The organism is Sorangium sp. So ce131 (genome assembly GCF_051519095.1).
GTDB lineage: Bacteria > Myxococcota_A > Polyangia > Polyangiales > Polyangiaceae > Sorangium.
The window spans coordinates 9,237,877-9,257,365 of the sequence record NZ_CP150455.1 but is presented as its reverse complement, the minus strand read 5'-3'; the positions used below and the strand labels follow the sequence as shown (position 1 = coordinate 9,257,365).

Annotated in this window: 13 protein-coding genes and 1 other RNA gene; 5 read left to right on the top strand and 9 right to left on the bottom strand. The window is 72.7% G+C overall.

Annotated features, from left to right (window positions below):
- Window positions 1–2: 2 nt before the first annotated feature.
- The 3 genes from WMF43_RS33415 to WMF43_RS33405 are packed head-to-tail and all read right to left on the bottom strand — an operon-like array spanning window position 3 to window position 5,519.
- Complete coding sequence (locus WMF43_RS33415; protein ID WP_437670971.1) at window positions 3–809, bottom strand: class I SAM-dependent methyltransferase; 807 nt, start codon at window positions 807–809, stop codon at window positions 3–5.
- A gap of 13 nt (window positions 810–822) precedes the next feature.
- Window positions 823–4,548, bottom strand: a complete 3,726-nt coding sequence (gene metH, locus WMF43_RS33410) for a methionine synthase (protein WP_437670970.1) — start codon at window positions 4,546–4,548, stop codon at window positions 823–825.
- Entirely contained in the window at window positions 4,545–5,519 is a 975-nt protein-coding gene (locus WMF43_RS33405; RefSeq protein WP_437670969.1) for a metalloregulator ArsR/SmtB family transcription factor, read from the bottom strand. Before WMF43_RS33405 ends, metH begins: the two co-directional genes overlap by 4 nt.
- Before the next feature lie 363 nt (window positions 5,520–5,882).
- On the opposite strand from WMF43_RS33405, the gene erpA reads away from it, so the two are divergent.
- The gene (gene erpA, locus WMF43_RS33400) at window positions 5,883–6,206 is read left to right on the top strand and encodes an iron-sulfur cluster insertion protein ErpA (protein WP_437670968.1); all 324 of its coding nucleotides are present in this window, start codon (window positions 5,883–5,885) and stop codon (window positions 6,204–6,206) included.
- Between the two features lie 503 nt (window positions 6,207–6,709).
- Entirely contained in the window at window positions 6,710–7,561 is an 852-nt protein-coding gene (locus WMF43_RS33395; RefSeq protein WP_104984020.1) for a sigma-70 family RNA polymerase sigma factor, read from the top strand.
- Window positions 7,562–7,627: 66 nt separating this feature from the next.
- Here the strand turns inward: WMF43_RS33395 and rnpB are convergent.
- From rnpB to proC, 3 genes are all read right to left on the bottom strand, one after another.
- Window positions 7,628–8,092: RNase P RNA component class A (rnpB, locus tag WMF43_RS33390), an RNA gene on the bottom strand.
- 168 nt (window positions 8,093–8,260) lie between these two features.
- Window positions 8,261–8,539 (bottom strand): hypothetical protein, encoded by a 279-nt coding sequence (locus WMF43_RS33385; RefSeq protein ID WP_437670967.1) that lies wholly within the window; start codon window positions 8,537–8,539, stop codon window positions 8,261–8,263.
- Window positions 8,540–9,153: 614 nt separating this feature from the next.
- Window positions 9,154–10,011: a pyrroline-5-carboxylate reductase gene (gene proC / locus WMF43_RS33380; protein ID WP_437670966.1), complete on the bottom strand. Its 858-nt coding sequence runs from the start codon at window positions 10,009–10,011 to the stop codon at window positions 9,154–9,156.
- A 310-nt stretch (window positions 10,012–10,321) separates the two neighbouring features.
- On the opposite strand from proC, the gene WMF43_RS33375 reads away from it, so the two are divergent.
- Complete coding sequence (locus WMF43_RS33375; RefSeq protein WP_437670965.1) at window positions 10,322–11,797, top strand: Do family serine endopeptidase; 1,476 nt, start codon at window positions 10,322–10,324, stop codon at window positions 11,795–11,797.
- 60 nt (window positions 11,798–11,857) lie between these two features.
- Here the strand turns inward: WMF43_RS33375 and WMF43_RS33370 are convergent, their stop codons facing one another.
- A complete protein-coding gene (locus WMF43_RS33370; RefSeq protein WP_437670964.1) occupies window positions 11,858–13,129 on the bottom strand; it encodes a lysylphosphatidylglycerol synthase transmembrane domain-containing protein in 1,272 nt (423 codons plus the stop codon).
- A gap of 380 nt (window positions 13,130–13,509) precedes the next feature.
- Here WMF43_RS33370 and WMF43_RS33365 point away from each other — a divergent pair, with 380 nt between their 5' ends.
- On the top strand, window positions 13,510–14,649 hold the full coding sequence (locus WMF43_RS33365) for a 6-phosphofructokinase (protein WP_437670963.1): 1,140 nt from the start codon (window positions 13,510–13,512) through the stop codon (window positions 14,647–14,649).
- A gap of 203 nt (window positions 14,650–14,852) precedes the next feature.
- Window positions 14,853–18,104, top strand: coding sequence for a response regulator (locus tag WMF43_RS33360; protein WP_437670962.1), 3,252 nt, complete (start codon window positions 14,853–14,855; stop codon window positions 18,102–18,104).
- A gap of 43 nt (window positions 18,105–18,147) precedes the next feature.
- Here WMF43_RS33360 and WMF43_RS33355 read toward each other — a convergent pair whose 3' ends face one another.
- Together WMF43_RS33355 and WMF43_RS33350 are read right to left on the bottom strand one after the other, a co-directional pair.
- Window positions 18,148–18,612, bottom strand: coding sequence for a cytidine deaminase (locus WMF43_RS33355; RefSeq protein WP_437670961.1), 465 nt, complete (start codon window positions 18,610–18,612; stop codon window positions 18,148–18,150).
- Window positions 18,609–19,457 carry a purine-nucleoside phosphorylase gene (locus WMF43_RS33350; RefSeq protein ID WP_437670960.1) on the bottom strand — a complete coding sequence of 283 codons (849 nt, stop codon included), beginning with the start codon at window positions 19,455–19,457 and terminating at the stop codon, window positions 18,609–18,611. Before WMF43_RS33350 ends, WMF43_RS33355 begins: the two co-directional genes overlap by 4 nt.
- Window positions 19,458–19,489: the final 32 nt, after the last annotated feature.

Sequence of the window (19,489 nt, the reverse complement as noted above, 5' to 3'; positions counted from 1 at the left end):
GCTCAGGGGCTACGCCGCGCCGCGAGCGCGTAGACGAGCGGCAGGCGGCGCCCGAACTTCCGCATGTGGAACTGCCCCGCCGGCCCCTCGACCATGTCCGGGAAGATGTCGTAAGGCGACCAGTCGACCTCCCGGAGCCGCTCCAGCGTGAGGCCCGCCCCGAGCAGCGCCGTCACCACCGTCCCGATCCCGTGGTTGAAGCCCACCTCCTTGAGCTTCACGGGCGCGTCGCGGTCGGCGTACGTGCCTGTCTGCTCGGTGACGATCGGCTCCCCGTGCCCGTCGTACGCGTACACGACGCGCTCGAACGCGTCGTCGAAGGTCCAGACCACGGGGTGGAACTCGACGAGGTGCAGCACGCCGCCGGGCTTCAGGCACGCCGCGGCCGCGCGCGCCCAGCGATCCATGTCGGGCAGCCACCCGAGCACGCCATACGAGGTGAACACGATATCGAACGTCTCGCCGCCGAGCGCCGCGGGCGCGTCATAGACGTTGGCCTCGACGAAGCGCGCGTCCAGCGAGAGCTCCTCGGCGAGCGCGCGCGCGGCCTTGACCGCCTCGTCGGACAGGTCGAGCCCGGTGGCGCGCGCGCCCATCCGCGCCCAGGAGAGCGTGTCCTGGCCGAAGTGGCACTGGAGGTGGAGGAGCGACTTGCCGCGCACGTCGCCGACCTGCTCGAGCTCGATCGGCTTGAGGGAGGTCGCGCCGGCGCGGAAGGCGGCCAGATCGTAGAACTTGGAGGCCAGGTGCACGCGGGTGCGCGCGTTCCAGGCGGCGCGGTTCAGCTCGAACCAGTCGGTCTCGTTCATGGACGACCCCCTATCAGTAACCCAGGTTCGGCGACAGCCACCGTTCCACTTCCTCCACCGCCATCCCCTTGCGTTTCGCGTAGTCCTCGACCTGGTCCCTGCCGATGCGCCCCACCATGAAATACCGCGCCTCCGGGTGCGCCAGGTAGATGCCGCTCACGCTCGCCGCCGGCATCATCGCGCACGTCTCGGTCAGCTCGATCCCGACCGCCTGGGCGTCGAGCAGCGCGAACAGCTTGCGCTTCTCCGTGTGATCCGGGCACGCCGGATACCCGAACGCCGGCCGGATCCCGCGGTATCTCTCCGCGATCAGCTCCTCGTTCGTCAGCGCCTCTCCCGCGCCGTACCCCCACTCCTTCCGCGCCCGCGCGTGCAAGAGCTCCGCGAACGCCTCCGCGAGCCGGTCCGCGAGCGCCTTCGCGATGATCGCGCTGTAGTCGTCCTTGTCCTTCTCGTACGCCCGCACGACCTCGTCGAGCCCGAGCCCCGCCGTCACCGCGAACGCCCCCACGTGATCGGCGAGGCCGCTCTCCCTCGGCGCCACGAAGTCGGCGAGCGACAGGTGCGGCCGCTCCCCGCCCGCGGCCTTCTCGCCGTCCTCCTCGGCGCCGCCGGGGCCCGCGGCCTTCACCTGCTGCTGCCGCAGCATGTTGAACCGGACGAGCTCCCGCGCTCGCCCCCCGTCCTCGTAGAGCACGATGTCCCGCTGCTCCCCGCTCGCCGGCCAGAAGCCGTAGACGCCCCGCGCCTTGAGCAGCTGCCCGTCGATGATCCGCTGGAGCACCTTCTGCGCGTGCTCGAACAGCTCGCGCGCCGCCTCGCCGTACTGCGGGTGCTCCAGGATCTGCGGGAACGGCCCCCGGAGCTCCCAGGCCGTGAAGAAGAACGTCCAGTCGATGTACTTTGCGATCTCGCCGAGCGGCACGTCGTCCACCACGCGCCGCCCCGTGAACGACGGCGCCGCGATGTCCTCGGGCCGCCACGCGATCTTGCGCCGCCCCTCGTCCGCGGCGGCGAGCGTGACGAGCGGCTTCGCCCGCTTCCTCGCGAACAGCTCGCGCAGCTTCGCCTGCTCCTCCCGGTTCTGCGCGTCGAACGCCCCCCGGTTCGCCTGGTCGAGCAGGCTCGACACCACGCCCACGGCCCGCGACGCGTCGAGCACGTGCACCACGGTCCCGCCGTACTCCGGCGCGATCTTCACCGCCGTGTGCTGCCGGCTCGTCGTCGCCCCGCCGATGAGCAGCGGCAGCCGGATGCCCCGCCGCTCCATCTCGCGCGCCACGCTGACCATCTCGTCGAGCGAGGGCGTGATCAGGCCGCTCAGCCCGATCATGTCCGCCTTCTGCTCGAGCGCCGTCTCCAGGATCCTGTCCTGCGGCACCATCACCCCGAGGTCGACCACCTCGTAGTTGTTGCACCCGAGCACCACGCCCACGATGTTCTTGCCGATGTCGTGCACGTCGCCCTTCACGGTCGCCATCACGACCTTGCCCTGCGACGACGCGCCGCCCGACGCCGCCTTCTCGGCCTCCATGAACGGCATGAGGTAGGCCACGGCCCGCTTCATCACCCGGGCGCTCTTCACCACCTGCGGCAGGAACATCTTCCCGGCGCCGAACAGCTCGCCGACGACCTTCATCCCGTCCATCAGCGGCCCCTCGATGATCGAGAGCGGCCGCTCGTACTTCTTCCGCGCCTCCTCCACGTCGGCCTCGATGAAGTCGACGAGGCCCTTCACGAGCGCGTGGGACAGCCGCTCCTCGACCGTCGCCTCCCGCCACGCGAGGTCGAGCTCCTTCTTCTTCCCCTTGCCCTTCACCTGCTCCGCGAACTCGACGAGCCGCTCGGTCGCGTCGGACCGCCGGTTGAAGATCACGTCCTCCACCCGCTCGAGCAGATCCTTCGGGATCTCCTCGTACACCGCGAGCTGCCCCGCGTTGACGATGCCCATGTCCATCCCGGCCCGGATCGCGTGGTACAGGAAGGCCGAGTGCATCGCCTCGCGGACGACGTTGTTCCCGCGGAACGAAAACGACAGGTTCGACACCCCGCCGCTCACGCGCGCCCCCGGGCAGGTCGCCTTGATGATCCGCGTCGCCTCGATGAAGTTCTTGGCGAAGTCGTTGTGCTCCTCGATGCCCGTCGCGATCGCGAGGATGTTCGGATCGAAGATGATGTCCTGCGGGTCGAAGCCGGCCTCGTCGGTGAGCAGCCTGTACGCGCGCTGGCAGATCGAGACCTTCCGCTCCACCGTCTCGGCCTGGCCGGTCTCGTCGAAGGCCATCACCACGACGCCCGCGCCGTAGCGCCGGATCGTGCGCGCCTTCGTGAGGAAGTCCTCCGGCCCCTCCTTGAGGCTGATCGAGTTGACGATCCCCTTGCCCTGGATGCACTTGAGCCCCGCCTCGATGACCGACCACTTCGAGCTGTCGATCATGATCGGGATGCGGGCGATCTCCGGCTCGGTGGCGATGAGGTTCAGGAACGTGGTCATCGCCTGCTCGGAGTCGAGCATGCCCTCGTCCATGTTCACGTCGAGGATGTTCGCCCCGCCGCGCACCTGGTCGAGCGCCACCTCCAGCGCGGTCGTGAAATCCCCCTTCTTGATGAGCTCCATGAACCGGGCCGAGCCCGTCACGTTGGTCCGCTCGCCGATCATCAGGAAGTTCGTGTCGGGCCGGATGACGAGCGTCTCGAGCCCGCTGAAGCGCCCGAAGCCGTCGCGCTCCGCGGGCACTTGCCGCGGCGCGCGCTCCGAGAGCGCCTTCACGATCGCGCGGATGTGATCCGGCGTCGTCCCGCAGCAGCCGCCGACGATGTTCACGAGCCCGCTGTCCGCGAACTCCGCGAGCAGCCGCGACGTCGTCTCCGGGAGCTCGTCGTACTCGCCGAAGGCGTTGGGGAGCCCCGCGTTCGGGTAGCAGCTCACCCGCGACCGCGCGACCTTCGCGAGGTCCACGAGGAACGGCCGCATGTCGCTCGCGCCGAGGGCGCAGTTGAGGCCCACGCTGAGCGGCTTCGCGTGCTCCACGCTCGTCCAGAACGCGTCGATCGTCTGCCCGGCCAGCGTCCTGCCGCTCCGGTCGGTGATCGTGACGCTGAGCATGACCGGCAGGCGCCGCCCCTTCTCCGCGAAGACCTCCTCCATCGCGACGAGGCACGCCTTCATGTTCAGCGTGTCGAGGAACGTCTCGGCGAGCAGCAGGTCGACCCCGCCGTCGACCAGCCCGCGCACCTGCTCGGCGAACGCCCGCCGGAGCTCGTCGAAGCTGACCGCGCGGAACGACGGATCGCTCACGCTCGGCGAGATCGACAGCGTCTTCGGCGTCGGCCCCATCGAGCCGGCGACGAAGCGCGGCTTGTCCGGCGTGCGCGCCGTCCACCCGTCGGCCGCCTTCCGCGCGATCTGCGCCGCGGTCAGGTTGATCTCGTACGCGATCGGCTCCAGCCGGTAGTCGGCCTGGGCGATCGAGGTTCCGGTGAAGGTGTTCGTCTCGATGATGTCGGCGCCGGCCTCGAGGTACGCGCCGTGGATCTCGGCGATGACGTCCGGCCGCGTCAAGACGAGCAGATCGCTGTTGCCCTTGAGATCGATCTCGTGGTCGCGGAAGCGCTCGCCGCGGTAGTCCGCCTCGCCCAGGCGGTAGCGCTGGATCATCGTGCCCATCGCCCCGTCGAGGCAGAGGATCCGGGTGTCGAGGAGCGCTTCGAGTTGCGCGGGGCGTTCGCTTCCATTCATGGTTCTGCTCTTCTCCTGGGCTTCTTCGGCGCGGGTGCGGCCGGGCGGCGGGCGTGGATCGAGATCGCTTCGAAGTGCGGCGGGCGCTTCTCGCGCGAGGTCACGTCGCAGGCGTCCACGGCGAGGCCCTCGGCCTCGAGCATTGCCCGGAGCTCGCGCGGCTCGAAGCCGAAACGGACGTGGCTGTACGTGGTGGCCGCGACCTCGTGCCGGTGGGTCTTCAGCGTCACCCCGGCGAGCGCGCCACCCGGCCGCAGCACCCGCGCCGCCTCCGCGATCGCGCGGGCGGGCGAGCGGGCGAACGTCAGGCAGTTCATCAGCATCACCTGATCGAACGAGGCCTCCTCGAACGGCAGCTCGTGCAGGTCGCCGCGCGCGAAGCGCACGTTGCCGAGGTGGCCGAGGCGCCCCCGGGCCGCCTCGATCACGGTCTCGCTCGAGTCGAGGCAGGTCATCGTGCGGCACCGCGGCGCCACGAGCTCGGCCAGCGCGCCGTCCCCGGAGGCGACGTCGAGCACGTCGCCGAGCGACAGGAGCCCCAGCAGCCCGCGCAGCGACGCCTCCCACGTCCGCCCCGGCGAGTAGTGTCGCTCCATGCGCCCGGCCACCGAGTCGGCCCAGCTCGCCCCGCCGGCGCGCGCCCGCACGACGTCGCGCACGCGCTCGCGGTCCTGCTCGATCAGCGGGTCCTCCGTGGTCTGCTCGAGCAGCGCCCAGATCCGCCGCGCCTCCTCGGGCATCGCCCCGCGGCTCAGCGCATAGAACGACGACGCCCCGTCGCGCCGGTCCTTGACGAGCCCGGCCTCCCGCAGCTTTCCGAGGTGCGTCGAGACGCGCGACTGCGCCAGCTGGGTGACGTCCGTGATCTCCGCGACGGTCAGCTCCTCGCGGCCGAGCAGCGCCAGCAGGCGAACCCGGGTCGGGTCGCCGAGCAACCGGAGGAGCTCGGTGGTGGCGCTGAGGTCCGGCAAGCGATATCTCCCAATCCGGATGAACGGATGGTACCCTGGCGGGCCCGGGCGCCGGCGTCAAGCGGCGCCTGCTGCCGGGCGAGGCCGGCGGTCCTCGGAGGCACAGCGCGCCGAGGTGGCGAGGCCGCACGCCGCACGCCATACGGACGAGCGGGCGAACGGTCCGGGCGTTTCCGTACCCGACGGGGGTGGAGGTACTGGCGGACATCGCTGAAGGTGCGTATCCTTGCCAAGCCCTGGGCACCCTACGCCAGGGCACGGCCGGCCGGGCTCACCGCGCGGCCCGTCCTCCCGCGAGCGAACAGCTCCTCAGGGCTGGACCAGCCGACCTGGCCGGACCAAGGATGCAGAGGAGAATCCAAGATGATCACGATCACGAGCAAGGCAGCCGAGAAGGTGATGGAGATTGCGACGGCGGAGGCGTTGCTGGGGCAGGGGCTGCGCCTGCGGGTCGTGGGCGGCGGGTGCGCGGGCTTCTCCTACGACCTGTACTTCGAGGACAAGCCGACCGAGTTCGACGAGGAGTTCGAGGACAAGGGCATCAAGCTCTACGTCGACCCGCTCAGCTACCAGTACCTCGACGGCACCGAGATCGACTACGTGGAGGGCCTCCACGGCTCCGGCTTCAAGTTCAGCAACCCGTCGGTGAAGAGCACCTGCGGTTGCGGCTCTTCGTTCTCTGTCTGATTGCGTCTGAGTCCGTCGGAGTCCGTCGGATTCCGTCGGATTCCGTCGGATTCGACGCCTCAGCCCGCTCTTCTCGAATTTCCCCCCTGCGCCTGGCCCTTCCGTCCAGGCGCGCTCCACTCCTCGCCACCTCGCTAGGAGCGGTCGACGTGGGATGCACACCGCCGGTCTGAGCGTGACCGCTCGGGGCATCGACCACCTCCTGGCTTTCTAGCCCTCACCCCTCTCTCCGTGCTCGCGCGGGCGAGCCGGATTGCTCGTGCGCCGCGGCTTCGCGCCACGGTGCACAAGCTGCCCGCCCGGGGCGGCATGCCAACTGCATCGCAGCCTTGGTGGGCTGCTCCCTTCGGAATCTCGAACCAACCGCTGCGGCGGCAAGTGGCGCCGCAACGAACAACGCGATCGGGGGCCGGCGTGTGCCGGGCTCGGCCGCAGGAGTCGAGGCACGGCCTTTGCTGTCCTCATCAATTGAACCGGGGTCATCTGACCCCGAAGGAAACCCTGTGCAAACGTCCCGAGATCAAGCCAGCGCGGTATCGCGCTACATCACGCATGTGCGGCAGATCCCGGAGCTGTCGCGCGAGGAAGAGGTCGAGCTCGCTCGACGGTGGCGGGAACAGAGCGACGAGCAGGCTGCGGCTGCGCTCGCGCTCGCGAACCTGAGGCATGTTGTCTCGATCGCGATCAGCTATCGGCGGTACGGGATCCCGCTCGCCGACCTCATCGCCGAGGGGAACTTCGGGATCGTCCATGCGATCCGCAAGTACGACCCCGACCGTGGAAATCGCTTCGTGACCTACGCAGCCTACTGGATCCGGGCGTACATCCTGAACCACGTCATCCACTCCTGGAGCCTGGTCGGCGTGGGCTCGGGCCCGCTCCGCTCGAAGATGTTCTTCCGGCTGCGGCGGGAGCGGGCGCGCATCGCGGGCCTCGTGGGCGAGGGGGAGGAGGGCGATCGGCTGCTCGCCGAGAAGTTCGGCGCGCCCGCGGAGAAGGTGCTGGAGATGGCCCACCGGCTCGAGGCCCGGGACGTCTCGCTCGACACGAAGGTGTTCGAGGACGGCGCCCGGTCGCTGGTGGACACGCTGCCGGCCGACGATCAGGACCAGGAGGAGCGCTTCTCCCGGGCCGAGGAGGGGGCGCTGCTCCGCGAGCGGCTCACGCAGGCCGTGGAGAACCTCGACCCGCGCGAGCGGTACATCGTCGAGACGCGGATGATGGCCGACCCGGAGGAGGAGCTCTCGCTCGCCGAGATCGGCCGCCGCCTCGGCGTCTCGCGCGAGCGGGCGCGACAGCTGGAGGCCCGCGCGAAGAAGAAGCTGCGCGATCGCCTGCAGCCGCTCGCGGCGTAGCGCGATGCCACAGGTGAGCGCCAGGCGAGCACAAAAGCGCGAAGCCCCGCCGGGGCGGGGCTTCGCGGTCACAGGGGACGTAAGCCGAGTTCTGTTGCGCGAGGGGTCGCCCCCGTTGCGCCGACGATCATTCCTCTAGGACGCGCGTCGCCGCGCGTCTCCAGCAGCCAACCCGGAGGCTTGGGGCGGGCAACCCTCGCCGCGGCGGCTCTCGCCGTCGCGGACGCCTCCCTACGCGGCCTTGCTCCAGGTGGGGTTTGCCGTGCCGCCCTTGTTGCCAAGGGCGCGGTGGGCTCTTACCCCGCCGTTTCACCCTTGCCGCGCGGCGCGCCGGCGGAGGCTCGGAGCGCAGCCCTTGCGGGCAGGAGGCTCTTCCCCTTCGCGGAGCGCGCGGCGCGGCGGTCTGTTCTCTGTGGCACTTTCCTCGAGATCGCTCTCACCGGGCGTTACCCGGCACCCTGCCCTGTGGAGCTCGGACTTTCCTCCCGCGCCCGGGTTTCCCCGGCCGCCGGCGATCGTCTGCCCCGCTGCGACGCGGCGACCATAATCAAGAGGGGGCCGATCGCCAACACCTCCGCGCTGCGTGCGGCGCGCCGCGGCTCAGGCGCCGCGGCTCGGACGGCGCAGCTCAGGCGCCGCGCGCGGTACGGCTCCGGCCGGCGGGGCGGCGAGCGTCCGGCGGCCGCCCCGGGGCGCGGGTTACGGGCAGGCCTCCGGCGTGGTGCACTCGCACCCTTGTCCTTCCGGCTCGGGTTGCCCGCAGACGCCCAGCCAGTCGAGCACCACTTGCTTCTCCTCCGCGGTCAGCGCGGCGGGAGGGGGCGGCATACGCCCCGCCTCGACCACGGTCTTGATCTTGTCCGCGCGCACGATGCCGTCGTTGGTGACGACCCGGGTGTCTTCGAACGTCAGCAGCGGAAAGACGAACCCACCCTGCTGTGGCGATGTGTGACAGCTGTGACATTTCGCCTTCAGCACATCGTAGACGCCGCACGGGAGAGACCCTGTATCCGGTGTTCCCGAACAATCCTGCGTGCTGCCGTCGTCGGGCGGAGCCGAGCTGGTGTCGGGGCCGCAGGGACCCGTGAGGCAGCCCTCCTCGAGGTCCCCGCCACAGGCGGCGAGCGACAGGGCAAGGGCGGCGAGAGCGAGAAGCGAACAGGGGCGAAGCACGCACCCCTTATACATCAGGGAGGCGCGGTACGGGAGCCGCGCCGCACACATCGCCGCCGCTCGGGCCCGCGCGGATCGAACACGTCGCCAGCGCCGGCGCGGCCTCTCCGCAGGGGAGGCGCGGCACACGGGCGAGTCGCCCGTCCTCCCCCGCAGCTCCTCCGGGCAGGTGAGCGGCTGCCAGGATTGGTCGCCCGGGGAGCCGGGCGGGAGAGTGGGAATCCGTCAAAGCGCTTGTGCTCTGACGAGAGAGCGCATGCACCACAAGGCGCTTGTCGAGAAGCATGGCAGTGCTGCTCGGCCGCGGCGATGGAGTGCTCCTGATGCGATATCCGTTCTCCACGGCTGCGCGCCAGCCGAGGCTGCGCGATCCGTGCGGGGAGGGCCGGCCGTTCTGCTGCGGCCGCGACGGCCCGTGCCTACGTGCGGCGGAGCTTCTTCGCCATCTGCGCGCCCAGCTCGGCCGATCGGTTGGAGGCGGCCTCGACGGCGTCGATCAAGGTGCGCCGCAGGCCGCCGGACTCCAGCGTGTGGAGCCCCGCGATCGCGGTGCCGCCGGGGCTCGTCACCATGTCCTTCAGGCGGCCGGGGTGCTCGCCGGTCTCGAGCTGGAGCTTGGCCGCCCCGTACACCGTCTGCGCCGCGAGCAGCAGCGCCGCGTCGCGGCCGAGCCCGACCTTCACGCCGCCGTCGGCGAGCGCCTCGATCATCAACATCACGTACGCGGGCCCGCTGCCGGACAGGCCGGTCACCGCGTCGAGCAGCGTCTCGTCGAGCACGACCGCGCGGCCGACCGCCTGGAACAGGGCGCGGGCGATCTCGACGTCGTCGCTCGTGGCGTGGCTGCCGGCAGAGATCGCCGTGGCGCCGGCGAGCGCGATCGCGGCGGTGTTCGGCATGCTGCGGATGACGCGCGCGCCCTCCGGCAGGCGGGCCTCGATCGCGTCGATCGGCACGCCCGCCGCGACCGAGATGACGAGATCGCTCGAGCCCAGCCCCGCCGCGATCGGGGCGAGGATGCGGTCGACGATCTGCGGCTTCACCGCAATGACGAGGACGTCCGCCCAGCGGCAGAGCGCGTCATTGTCGTCCGTGGCCTCGATGCCGTAGCGCTCGTGCAGGAATGTCAGGCGATCCCCCTTGACGTCGCTCGCCCGGATCTGCTCGGCGCCCACGGCGCCCCCCTGGAGCAGACCCCGGATGAGCGCCTCCGCCATGTTGCCGCCGCCAAGAAACCCGATTTTGCGCTCTCGCAGCCGCCCCTCGTCGCTCCGCATGCCTCGCCTCCAGGAGCGCGCACCCTAGCAGCCCTTCCCAGCGCGCGGCTCAAATCTCGACGGCGCCGCCGCCCGGGGCGGCGCGGCGCCTGGGACGGCGCGGCAGGCGCGGCGCTCCAGGGGCGCGCGTCGCCGCTGGGCACGGAGGCCGCGCGCCGCGTCCGCTGCCCGGTCCATTCGCCGCGCCGGCGCGCCGGGAGCGCCCTTGTCAGCGGGCTTGAGGGGGTTATTTCTGCGGCGGAATGAACGCAGTCGGTCCCATGTTCGCCAATCGCAAGACGGGACCCTTCGACTGCCCGACGGAGATTCCATGATTCAAGCGGTTTCCCCTCGCTCCCGCGCATCGGCCCTGGCGCTGCTCTCGATCGCCGCGCTGTCGCTCGGCGGGTGCGGCCAGCAGGCTCACGCCACGCCTCCTTCGACCCAGGTCGCCGCCGATGCGGCGCCCACCACGCCGCCCGTGGCGACGGTGACCCTCCCGCCGGCGCCGGTGCCGGCCACCTTCGATGTCGCCGCGCTCTCCGAGCGGGTCAGGCCGATGGTCGTCAACATCACGACGACGCACGAGTCCCCTGGCCGCGAGGGGCTCGATCCGTTCGACTTCTTCTTCGGCCCGCAGGGCGGCGGCCGGCTCGGCCCGCGCGGCCAGCGGCCGCCGCAGACGGCGCTCGGCACCGGCTTCGTCATCGACCCGAACGGCTACGTCGTGACGAACGAGCACGTCGTGCACGACGCGACCGGCGTCCGCGTGCGGCTCGCCGACGAGCGGGAGTTCGAGGCCGAGGTCGTCGGCCGCGATCCCAAGCTCGACCTCGCGCTCCTCCACCTGAAGGGCGCCACCGGCCTGCCCGTGGCCCCGCTCGGGTCGAGCGAGCAGCTGCGCGTCGGCGAGCACGTGCTCGCGGTCGGCAACCCGTTCGGGCTCGGCCACACCGTCACGCTCGGCATCGTGAGCGCGAAGGCGCGCGCGATCGGCGCGGGTCCTTACGACGACTTCATCCAGACCGACGCCTCGATCAACCCGGGCAACAGCGGCGGCCCGCTCTTCAACTGGCGCGGCGAGGTCGTCGGCATCAACACCGCCATCCGCGCGGGCGCCAACGGCATCGGCTTCGCGATCCCGGTCGACGCGCTGAAGGACGTGCTCCCGCAGCTCCGCGAGAAGGGGTTCGTCGAGCGCGGCAAGCTCGGCCTCTTGTTCCAGCCCGTGACGCGCGATCTCGCGACCGCGCTCAAGCTGGACGCGCCGAAGGGGGCGCTCGTCGCCGACGTCGAGCCCGGCGGCGCGGCCGCGCGCGCCGGCATCAAGCCGGGCGACGTGATCGTCGCCGTCAACGGCGTCCAGATCCTCCACGCCGAGGAGCTGCGGCGCAACGTGGCGCGCAACGCCCCCGGCTCGGAGATCAAGGTGGCCTTGCTGCGCGCCGACAAGCGGCAGGAGGTCGTGGCCAAGCTCGACGCCCTCCAGGACGAGGAGGACGACGCGAACCGCGCCCGGCCGGCCCAGGGCGCCCGCCCCGAGCGCCAGCAGAGCGCCGAGAAGCTCGGCATCCAGATCTCCGACGTGGCCGGCGGCGGGGTCCGGGTCGACGGGTTCGCGCAGGGCAGCGACGTCGAGGAGCTCCAGGTCGGCGACGTGATCCTCGAGGTCAACGGCGCCCCCGTCAAGGACGCCGCTGGCCTCCGCGCGGCCATCGCCAAGGCGAAGGACGGGTCGGTCGCGCTCTTCAAGGTGCGCCGCGGCAAGGTGATCCAGTTCGCGGCCGTGCCCATCCGCGCGCGCTGATCCCGCCTCCCACGCGGCGCGGCGCGGTCGACGTGCGCCGCGCCGCGCCGGATCACCCCCTCATCCCACGCCCCGCCGCCGCGCGGCCCGCCCGTCGCGCTCCGCCGGCGCGCGCCCCGCCTCTTCGGCTGCGGCGCGCGCCGCCTCTTCGGCTGCGGCGCGCGCCGCCTCTTCGTCGAGCGCGCGCTTCGCGGCCTCGGCCTGCTTCATGCGCTGCTCGAGCACGCCGAGGCCGAGGTAGCGGAACATCAAGGCGCCTCCCACGAACATGCAGAGGAACAGGGTGAGGAAGCGCCAGAGCACGAGGTACGGCAGCTCGTACACGCCCTGGATCCACGGCGACATGAGCCTGTCCGAGCTCAGCTCGGCGATGCCGCTCGCGCCGGGGGTCGGGCTCAGGTAGAGCGCGAAGTTGAGCAGCGCCTGGATCAGCACGACCTGCACGATCGGCGGGCCTACCGCGACGAACGTCGCGGGCTCGGTCGGAATGCCGAGCCCGAGCAGGACGAAGTAGGCGACCGCGAACCGCGAGCAGAAGAAGCCGAACGTGAGCAGCTGCGCGGCGGCATAGGCGCGCTTGCCGCGGCGCAGGTAGATGCGGACCCCGGCGTGGAACTCGTCCACGCTCCGCAGCAGGCGCCCGGTCGTCGCGCCGGGCGCGGCAAGCGCGGCGTCGGCGCGGGCCTTCAGCCCGGGCACACGCTGGGCGGCCCGCAGGCCGGCGCGCAGCGCCGCCCCGAGCGGCCGCGACAGCGCGCGGACCAGCGCCTTGAGCAGCGGCGGGTACGCCGCCGCGACGGCCAGCGCGACGGCCAGCGCGCCGAACAGGCCGAAGCTGATGTAGAGCAGCCAGTCGAGCTCGCTGCCCCCCTGCGGCACGAGCATCCCGCTCCGTCGCAGGACGAAGATGACCACGGCCGTGACGAGGAAGAACGTGACCGTACACGACACGGTGAGCAGCTCGGCCGTGGCGGCCTCGGTGAGCCGCATGCCGCTGTGGGTGAGCACGGCGACCTGCGACAGCGCCGCCCCCGCCTGGGCGGGCGTGACGCCGGCGCAGAACATCAGCACGAACTCCGAGAGCACCGCGCTGCGGAGGCGGAGCTCGGGCCAGAGCACGCGCCCGAGGACCCAGATCCTGAGGCCCCCGAACACGCCCTCCTGCAGCGCCAGCACGGCGGCGACGAGCAGCCATCCCGGCCGCACGTGCGCGAGCCCGGCGGCGAAGCTCGCCTGCTTGCTCTCGACCCCGCTGTAGATCACGTACGCGAACGACGCGAGCGTCAGCGTGATGATGATCTGGATGCCTCGGATCAGGGTCGCGCGGTTCATACGCGGCCACGCCGTCGGGGGAATTGCATGGGCATGGCCTATACCTCGTCCGCGGCGGTTGCGGCGGCGAGGCCAGCGGCCGTCCGGTCGCGATGGCTCCCCAGCGGTCGCGGCGGCGAGATCGGCGACCGCTCGGCCATGACGGCCCCGCTGACGGTCGCGGCGGTCGCTCCAGCCGCTGCGCTCTCGCCTGCGAGGCACACGTGTGTCGCGGGTGCGAAGCCGGCTTCGCGGGAGCGCTCGTCCTCCCGGGCGCCTCGCTGCGACGTCGTTCGTCGCCGAGGCGCAGCGCGCCTGTCACGGCCCGCTGCGCCTTTCGAGCCTGAGGCCGATCGATGTCTATTGCGTCGGCGGGGAGGGCTCGCAATGCTGCGCGCCTCATGGCGGCACGCAAGATCGCTATCAGTACGGGCGGCGGCGACGCGCCCGGGCTCAACGCCGTGATCCGCGCGGCCACGCTCGGCGCGATCGAGCGCGGGTGGGAGGTCTGGGGGATCCGGCAGGGGTACCGCGGGTTGCTCGACGATTCGCCGGACGGGCTCTTCCGGCTCGACCGCGATCGGGTCCGGGGGATCGCGCACCTCGGAGGGACCATCCTGGGGACCGCGAACCGCGGCGATCCGTTCCATTACCCGACGCCGGGCGAGCACGGGCTCGTGCCGCGCGATCGGTCGGAGGACCTCGTGCGGCGGTTCCGCGCGGAGGGGTTCGACGCGCTGATCGCCGTCGGCGGCGACGGCTCGATGCGCATCGCGCACCAGCTCCTCCAGTGCGGGCTGCCCCTGGTCGTCGGCGTGCCGAAGACGATCGACAACGACGTCTGCTGCACGGACCTCACGTTCGGCTTCGACACGGCCGTGTCCATCGCGACCGAGGCGCTCGATCGGCTCCACACCACGACCGAGGCGCACGAGCGGATCATGGTCGTGGAGGTGATGGGGCGGCACGCGGGCTGGATCGCCCTCCACGCCGGGATGGCCGGGGGAGCCGACGCCATCCTGATGCCGGAGATCCCGTTCCGGTACGAGGCGATCGCCGAGAAGATCCACCTGCGGGAGTCGCGCGGGCGCCGCTTCTCCATCGTGGTGGCAGCGGAGGGGGCGTACTCGGAAGGCGGAGAGCTGACCATCAAGGACGCGGGCGACTCCTTCCGCCGCACCGCGGTGCTCGGGGGCGTCGCCGAGCGCGTCGCCAAGGAGCTCGCGGCCCGCACCGGCAAGGAGGCGCGCTCGATGGTGCTCGGCCACCTCCAGCGGGGCGGCTGGCCCACGACCGCCGATCGCCTGCTCGCGCTCCGCTTCGGCGCGGCCGCGGCCCGCTTCCTCGCGCAGGATTGCAAGAGCGGCATGGTCGCGCTCCGGGCGAACCGGATCGAGCTGGTCCCCCTCGAAGAGGTCGCCGGCAAGACGAAGACGGTGCCGCTCGACTCGGATGCCGTCGTTTCGGCCCGCGAGATGGGCCTGTGCTTCGGCGACGAGCCGCCCGGCCATTTCACCGAGCGCCGACCTGCGCGCCCGTGAGGCGACCGCCGCCGCGCGCTCACCCCGCGGCGACGGCGATCCCGAGCTCCTCCACCCTGCGCGATCCACGTCGGGCCACGCCGGATCACCGCGCGTGCCTGCCGGCCGGACGGCCTGATCGGCGTTGTCCGCCTCGTGTTTGACACTCGTCGAAGGGGGCCGATATCTTGGGTTCCCCTCCGAACCCGCGCACACCCCGGAACATGACGAAAGTCCTCGTATTTGAGAGCGATCCGGCGTTCGCCGGGGAGCTCCGCACGGAATTGGGCCGCCTGGGCTGCACCGTTCAGGTCGTCGACGACGGCAACGTCGGCCTGCAGGCCGCGCTCTCCGATCGGCCCGACCTCATCCTGCTGTCGATCGAGCTGCCGCGCATGAACGGCTTCTCGGTCTGCAACAAGCTGAAGAAGGACGCGCAGCTCAAGGATGTCCCGCTCGTCATCATGTCGAGCGAGTCGAGCGAGGAGACCTTCGAGCAGCACCGGAAGCTCAGGACGCGCGCGGAGGACTACATCCACAAGCCGATCGCGTTCGGCGAGCTGCTCGAGCACATCCGCAACTACGTCCCGCTCGACGCGGCGGACGGCGAGGTCGATCCGATCATGATCGACGAGGCCGAGGTGCTCGACGCCGACATCGACGAGGACTCCGGCGATCCCACGATCATCACGGCGGCCGTGGGCTCGAACGGTGTGTCCCCGAGCGCCCCGCCGCCTGCTCGCCCCCCGTCGGTCGCCCCTCCCGCCCCGCGCGCCCATGTGTCGAGCCCGCCGCGGCCCCCGTCGGTCGCCCCGCCGGATCCGCGCGCCCGTGGGTCGAGCCCGCCGCGGCCCGCGCCGGGCGCCACGGCGAGGTCAGAGTCCGGCAGGTCGGACGAGGACATCGAGGAGTTCATCGGCGGCGCGTTCACCCGGTTGATCCGCGACGAGGAGGAAGAGCGGACCGAGACCCGGAGCTCGGTTGCGCCCTCGGTCCGGACGCCGACCTCGACGCGGACGCCGACCTCGACGCGGACGCCGACCGGGACGCTGGCGCCGACCGGGACGCTGGCGCCGACCGGGACGCTGGCGCCGACCTCGACGCGGGCGCCCGTGTCCGCGCCCTTGCCCGGCTCGGTACCCCCGCCCGTGAGCTCGCCGATCGCCGCGTACCGCGCGCCGGTCTCCGAGCGCGGGCGGCTGACCCCGGCGCCGCCCCCGCCCCGCTCCGACGTGGACTCGGGGGAGATCGATCGCCTGCGCGTCGAGCTGGACAGGTCCAAGGACGAGATCGTCCGTCTCACCAAGGAGGTGGCCGCCGCGCGCGCGACCTCGCTCCGCCTCGAGGGCGAGCTCGCCGCGGGGAACGAGGCCAGCCAGGAGGCGTCCCGCCTGCGGCGCGAGCTCGACGAGCTCAAGGCCAAGCTCGCCGCGGGCGCCCCCAGCGCCAAGCCCGGCGCGGTGTCGAGCCGCGAGTTCCTCGATCTCCGCGAGGCGCTGAACAAGAAGGACAAGGAGATCCTCTCGCTGCGCGACCAGATGTCGCGCAAGGACAAGGAGCTCCTGGAGCTCCGCGACCAGTCGCTGTCGCTCGAGCGCGAGAAGGCCGATCAGGTCGACCGGATCCTGGAGCTCGAGCGCGCGAGCGAGGATCTCGGCGGGCAGGTCGCGTCGCTGCGGGCCGACAAGGAGCTCGCCGCGAAGCGCGCCGACGACTTCAGGGCGCGCGCCGAGAAGCTGCAGGCGCAGATCGCCGCGCGCGACGCCGAGCTCTCGGCGGCCCGGCAGGCGCTGATGGGCGCGGAGGCGGCGCACACGGAGGCGCTGCGCGCCGCGGCGGAGGAGAGCGCGCAGGCGATCGCCGCCGTCGAGCTCTCGGCCCGGCGCGAGGCCGAGGAGGCCGCGCAGGCGGAGCGGGAGCGCTTCGACCAGGCGCTCGCGGCGCAGCGGGCGGAGAGCGAACGGCTGATCGCCGAGCACGCCGCGCGGGCGGAGCAGCAGGCCGCCGAGCACCGCGCGGCCACCGAGCGGCTCGCGAGCGAGCACGCCGCGGCGATCGACCGCCTGAACGCGCAGCACGCGGCCACGGCGGACGGCCTCCGGGCGGAGCACGCCGCGGCCATGGATGGGCTGCGCGCCGAGCACGCCGCCCTCGCCGAGGGGCTCCGGGCGGAGCACGCCGCGGCCGTGGATGGGCTCCGGGCGGAGCACGCCGCCGCCCTGGATGGGCTGAGGGCGGAGCACGCCGCGGCGATCGACCGGCTGAACGCGCAGCACGCGGCGGCGGCGGAGGCGTCGCGCAGCGAACACGAGGCCGCCATCGAAGCGCTCCGGCGCGAGCACGCGAGCGACGCGGATCGGCGCGAGCGGGAGCACGCCGCCGCGATGGACGGGCTCCGGGCGGAGCATGCCGGCGCGGTCGAGCGGCTCCACGCGGAGCACGCGGCCGCGCTGCAGGGGGTGCGCGCCGAGCAGGTCGCCGCGCTCGATCGGCGGGAGGCCGAGCACGCCGCGGCCGTCGAGGAGCTCCGGCGCGCGCACGCCGCGTCCGTCGAGGCGCTGCGCGGCGAGCACGCGACCGCCATCGAGGAGCTGCGGCGCGCGCACGCGGACGAGGTGGACCGCCGCGATCGCGAGCACGCGGCCGAGCTGCTCGGCCTCCGGACCGAGCACGCGCGCGCGAGCGAGCGGCAAGCGGAGGAGCACGCGCGCGCGAGCGAGCGGCAGGCGGAGGAGCACGCGCGGGCGCTCGCGGCGCAGGCCGAGGAGCACGCGCGGGCGCTCGCGGCGCAGGCCGAGGAGGCCGCGGCGCGGCTCGCGGCGCGGGAGCGCGAGCTCCTCGACGAGCGAGAGCAGGCCGCGCGCGCCGCCGAGCAGGCGCACGGGGCGCGGGTGGCCGAGATCGAGGCGCGCGCCGCCGATCGGCAGGCGCAGGCCGAGGCGGCGCACGCGCAGGCGCTCGCCGGCCTGCGCGACGCGCACCAGGCCGAGCTCGCCGAGCGGGAGGCGGCCTGGGCTGCGGCCAGGCGCGAGCTCGACGAGATCGCCCGCGGCCTCTCGACCGAGCTCGGTCAGTCGCGCAACCTGGTCGCGTCCCTCGAGGCCCGCGCGGCGGAGCTCGCGCAGCAGCTCGAGCAGCGCGCGGGCGAGCTCGCCGCTTCCGGCGCGGAGCGCGACCGCCTGCTGGGCGAGCTCGACGAGCGGGCCCGCGCGCTCGATACGCTCCAGGGCCGCCTCACCGAGGCCGAGCGGCGGGAGAGCGAGCTCGCCGCGCAGCTCTCGCACCGGACCGAGGAGCGCGACACCTGGCACACGCAGAGCGAGAAGCTCACCGAGGAGCTCGCGACGGAGCGCGCCCGGCTGGAGAAGGCCCGCTCGAAGTGGGGCGAGGATCGGGTCTCGCTCGAGCGCGCGCGCCAGGCGCTCGCGTCCGCGCTGTCGCAGATCGAGCAGGCCGAGGCGCGGCCGCTCGACTGAGCCGGCGTTCGCTGGACGGCGCTCCGGCCGGGCCGAGGGGCGATCAGCGCGAGAGCGCTGCCGCCCCGAAGGCGTCCGGCAGGAGCGCTGCGAGCGAGGTGGTCCGCGCCGGCGCGCCCCCGCTGCCGGCCGCGATGAGGCGGATCGGGAAGTCGCGGGCGAACTCGGCGAGCGTCTGCCGGCACATGCCGCACGGGCTGCCGAGCAGGGGCCCGATCGTGGCGACGGTGAGGGCGATCGGATCGCGCTCGCCGGCCGCGACCATCTGCGCGATGGCCGATCGCTCCGCGCAGAGGGTGAGCCCGTACGACGCGTTCTCGACGTTGCACCCGGCGAACACGCGGCCGGAGCGCACGAGGATCGCCGCGCCCACCGCGTACGCCGAGTAGGGCGCGTGCGCGCGCTCGCGGACGGCGAGCGCCGCCCGATCGAGCGCCGCCCAGTCGATCTCCTGCGCCGCGTCGGCGACGGTCGGCGCCTCGCCGGGGCCCTCTGCCGCGCCGCTCACGACGCGCTCCCGGCCGCGGCGCCTTCGCCCGCGCGGCGCACCCACGCCGAGAGCAGCGCCGAGAACCGCGCGCGCGACGCCCTGGCGGTCTCCTCGACCTCTGCGTGGTCGAGCTCCCGCTGGGTCAGCCCTGCGGCGAGGTTCGTGATGCACGAGATGGCGGCGGCCGGGACGCCCATGTGCCGGAGCGCGATGATCTCCGGGACCGTGCTCATCCCGACCGCGTCCGCCCCGAGGGTGCGCAGCATGCGGATTTCCGCGGGCGTCTCGTAGGTCGGTCCGAGCAGCGCGGCGTAGACGCCCTCGCGCAGGGTGACGCCCGCGTCGTTCGCGGCCGCCCTCGCGAGCTCGAGCAGCCGCGGGTCGTGGGCGTAGGTCATGTCGGGGAAGCGCTTGCCGAGCGCCTCGTCGTTCGGCCCGACGAGCGGGTTCACGCCCATGAGGTTCAGGTGGTCCGTGATCAGCATGAGGTCGCCGGCGGCGAAGCTGTGGTGGATGCCGCCGGCCGCGTTGGTCAGGAGCACGGCGCGGCAGCCGAGCCGCGCGAGCACGCGCACGCCGAAGACGGCCTTCGCCAGCGCGTGCCCCTCGTAGAGGTGCGCGCGCCCTTGCAGGCAGGCGACCTGCACGTCCCCGACGCGGCCGGCGCACAACATCCCGGCGTGCCCCGCGACGGCGGGCCGGGGCATCCCGGGGATGTCCGCGTAGGGCAGCTTCACGAGATCCGCGAGCTCGTCCGCCCAGCCCCCGAGCCCCGATCCCAGCACGACGCCGACGCTCGGTCGCGCCGGGAGGTGATGGCGAATGACGCGGGCGGCTTCGTCGAGCTCGGGCAGCGTGGTCACCGCGACAAGCTACCCCAGGGCGACGCGAAGGG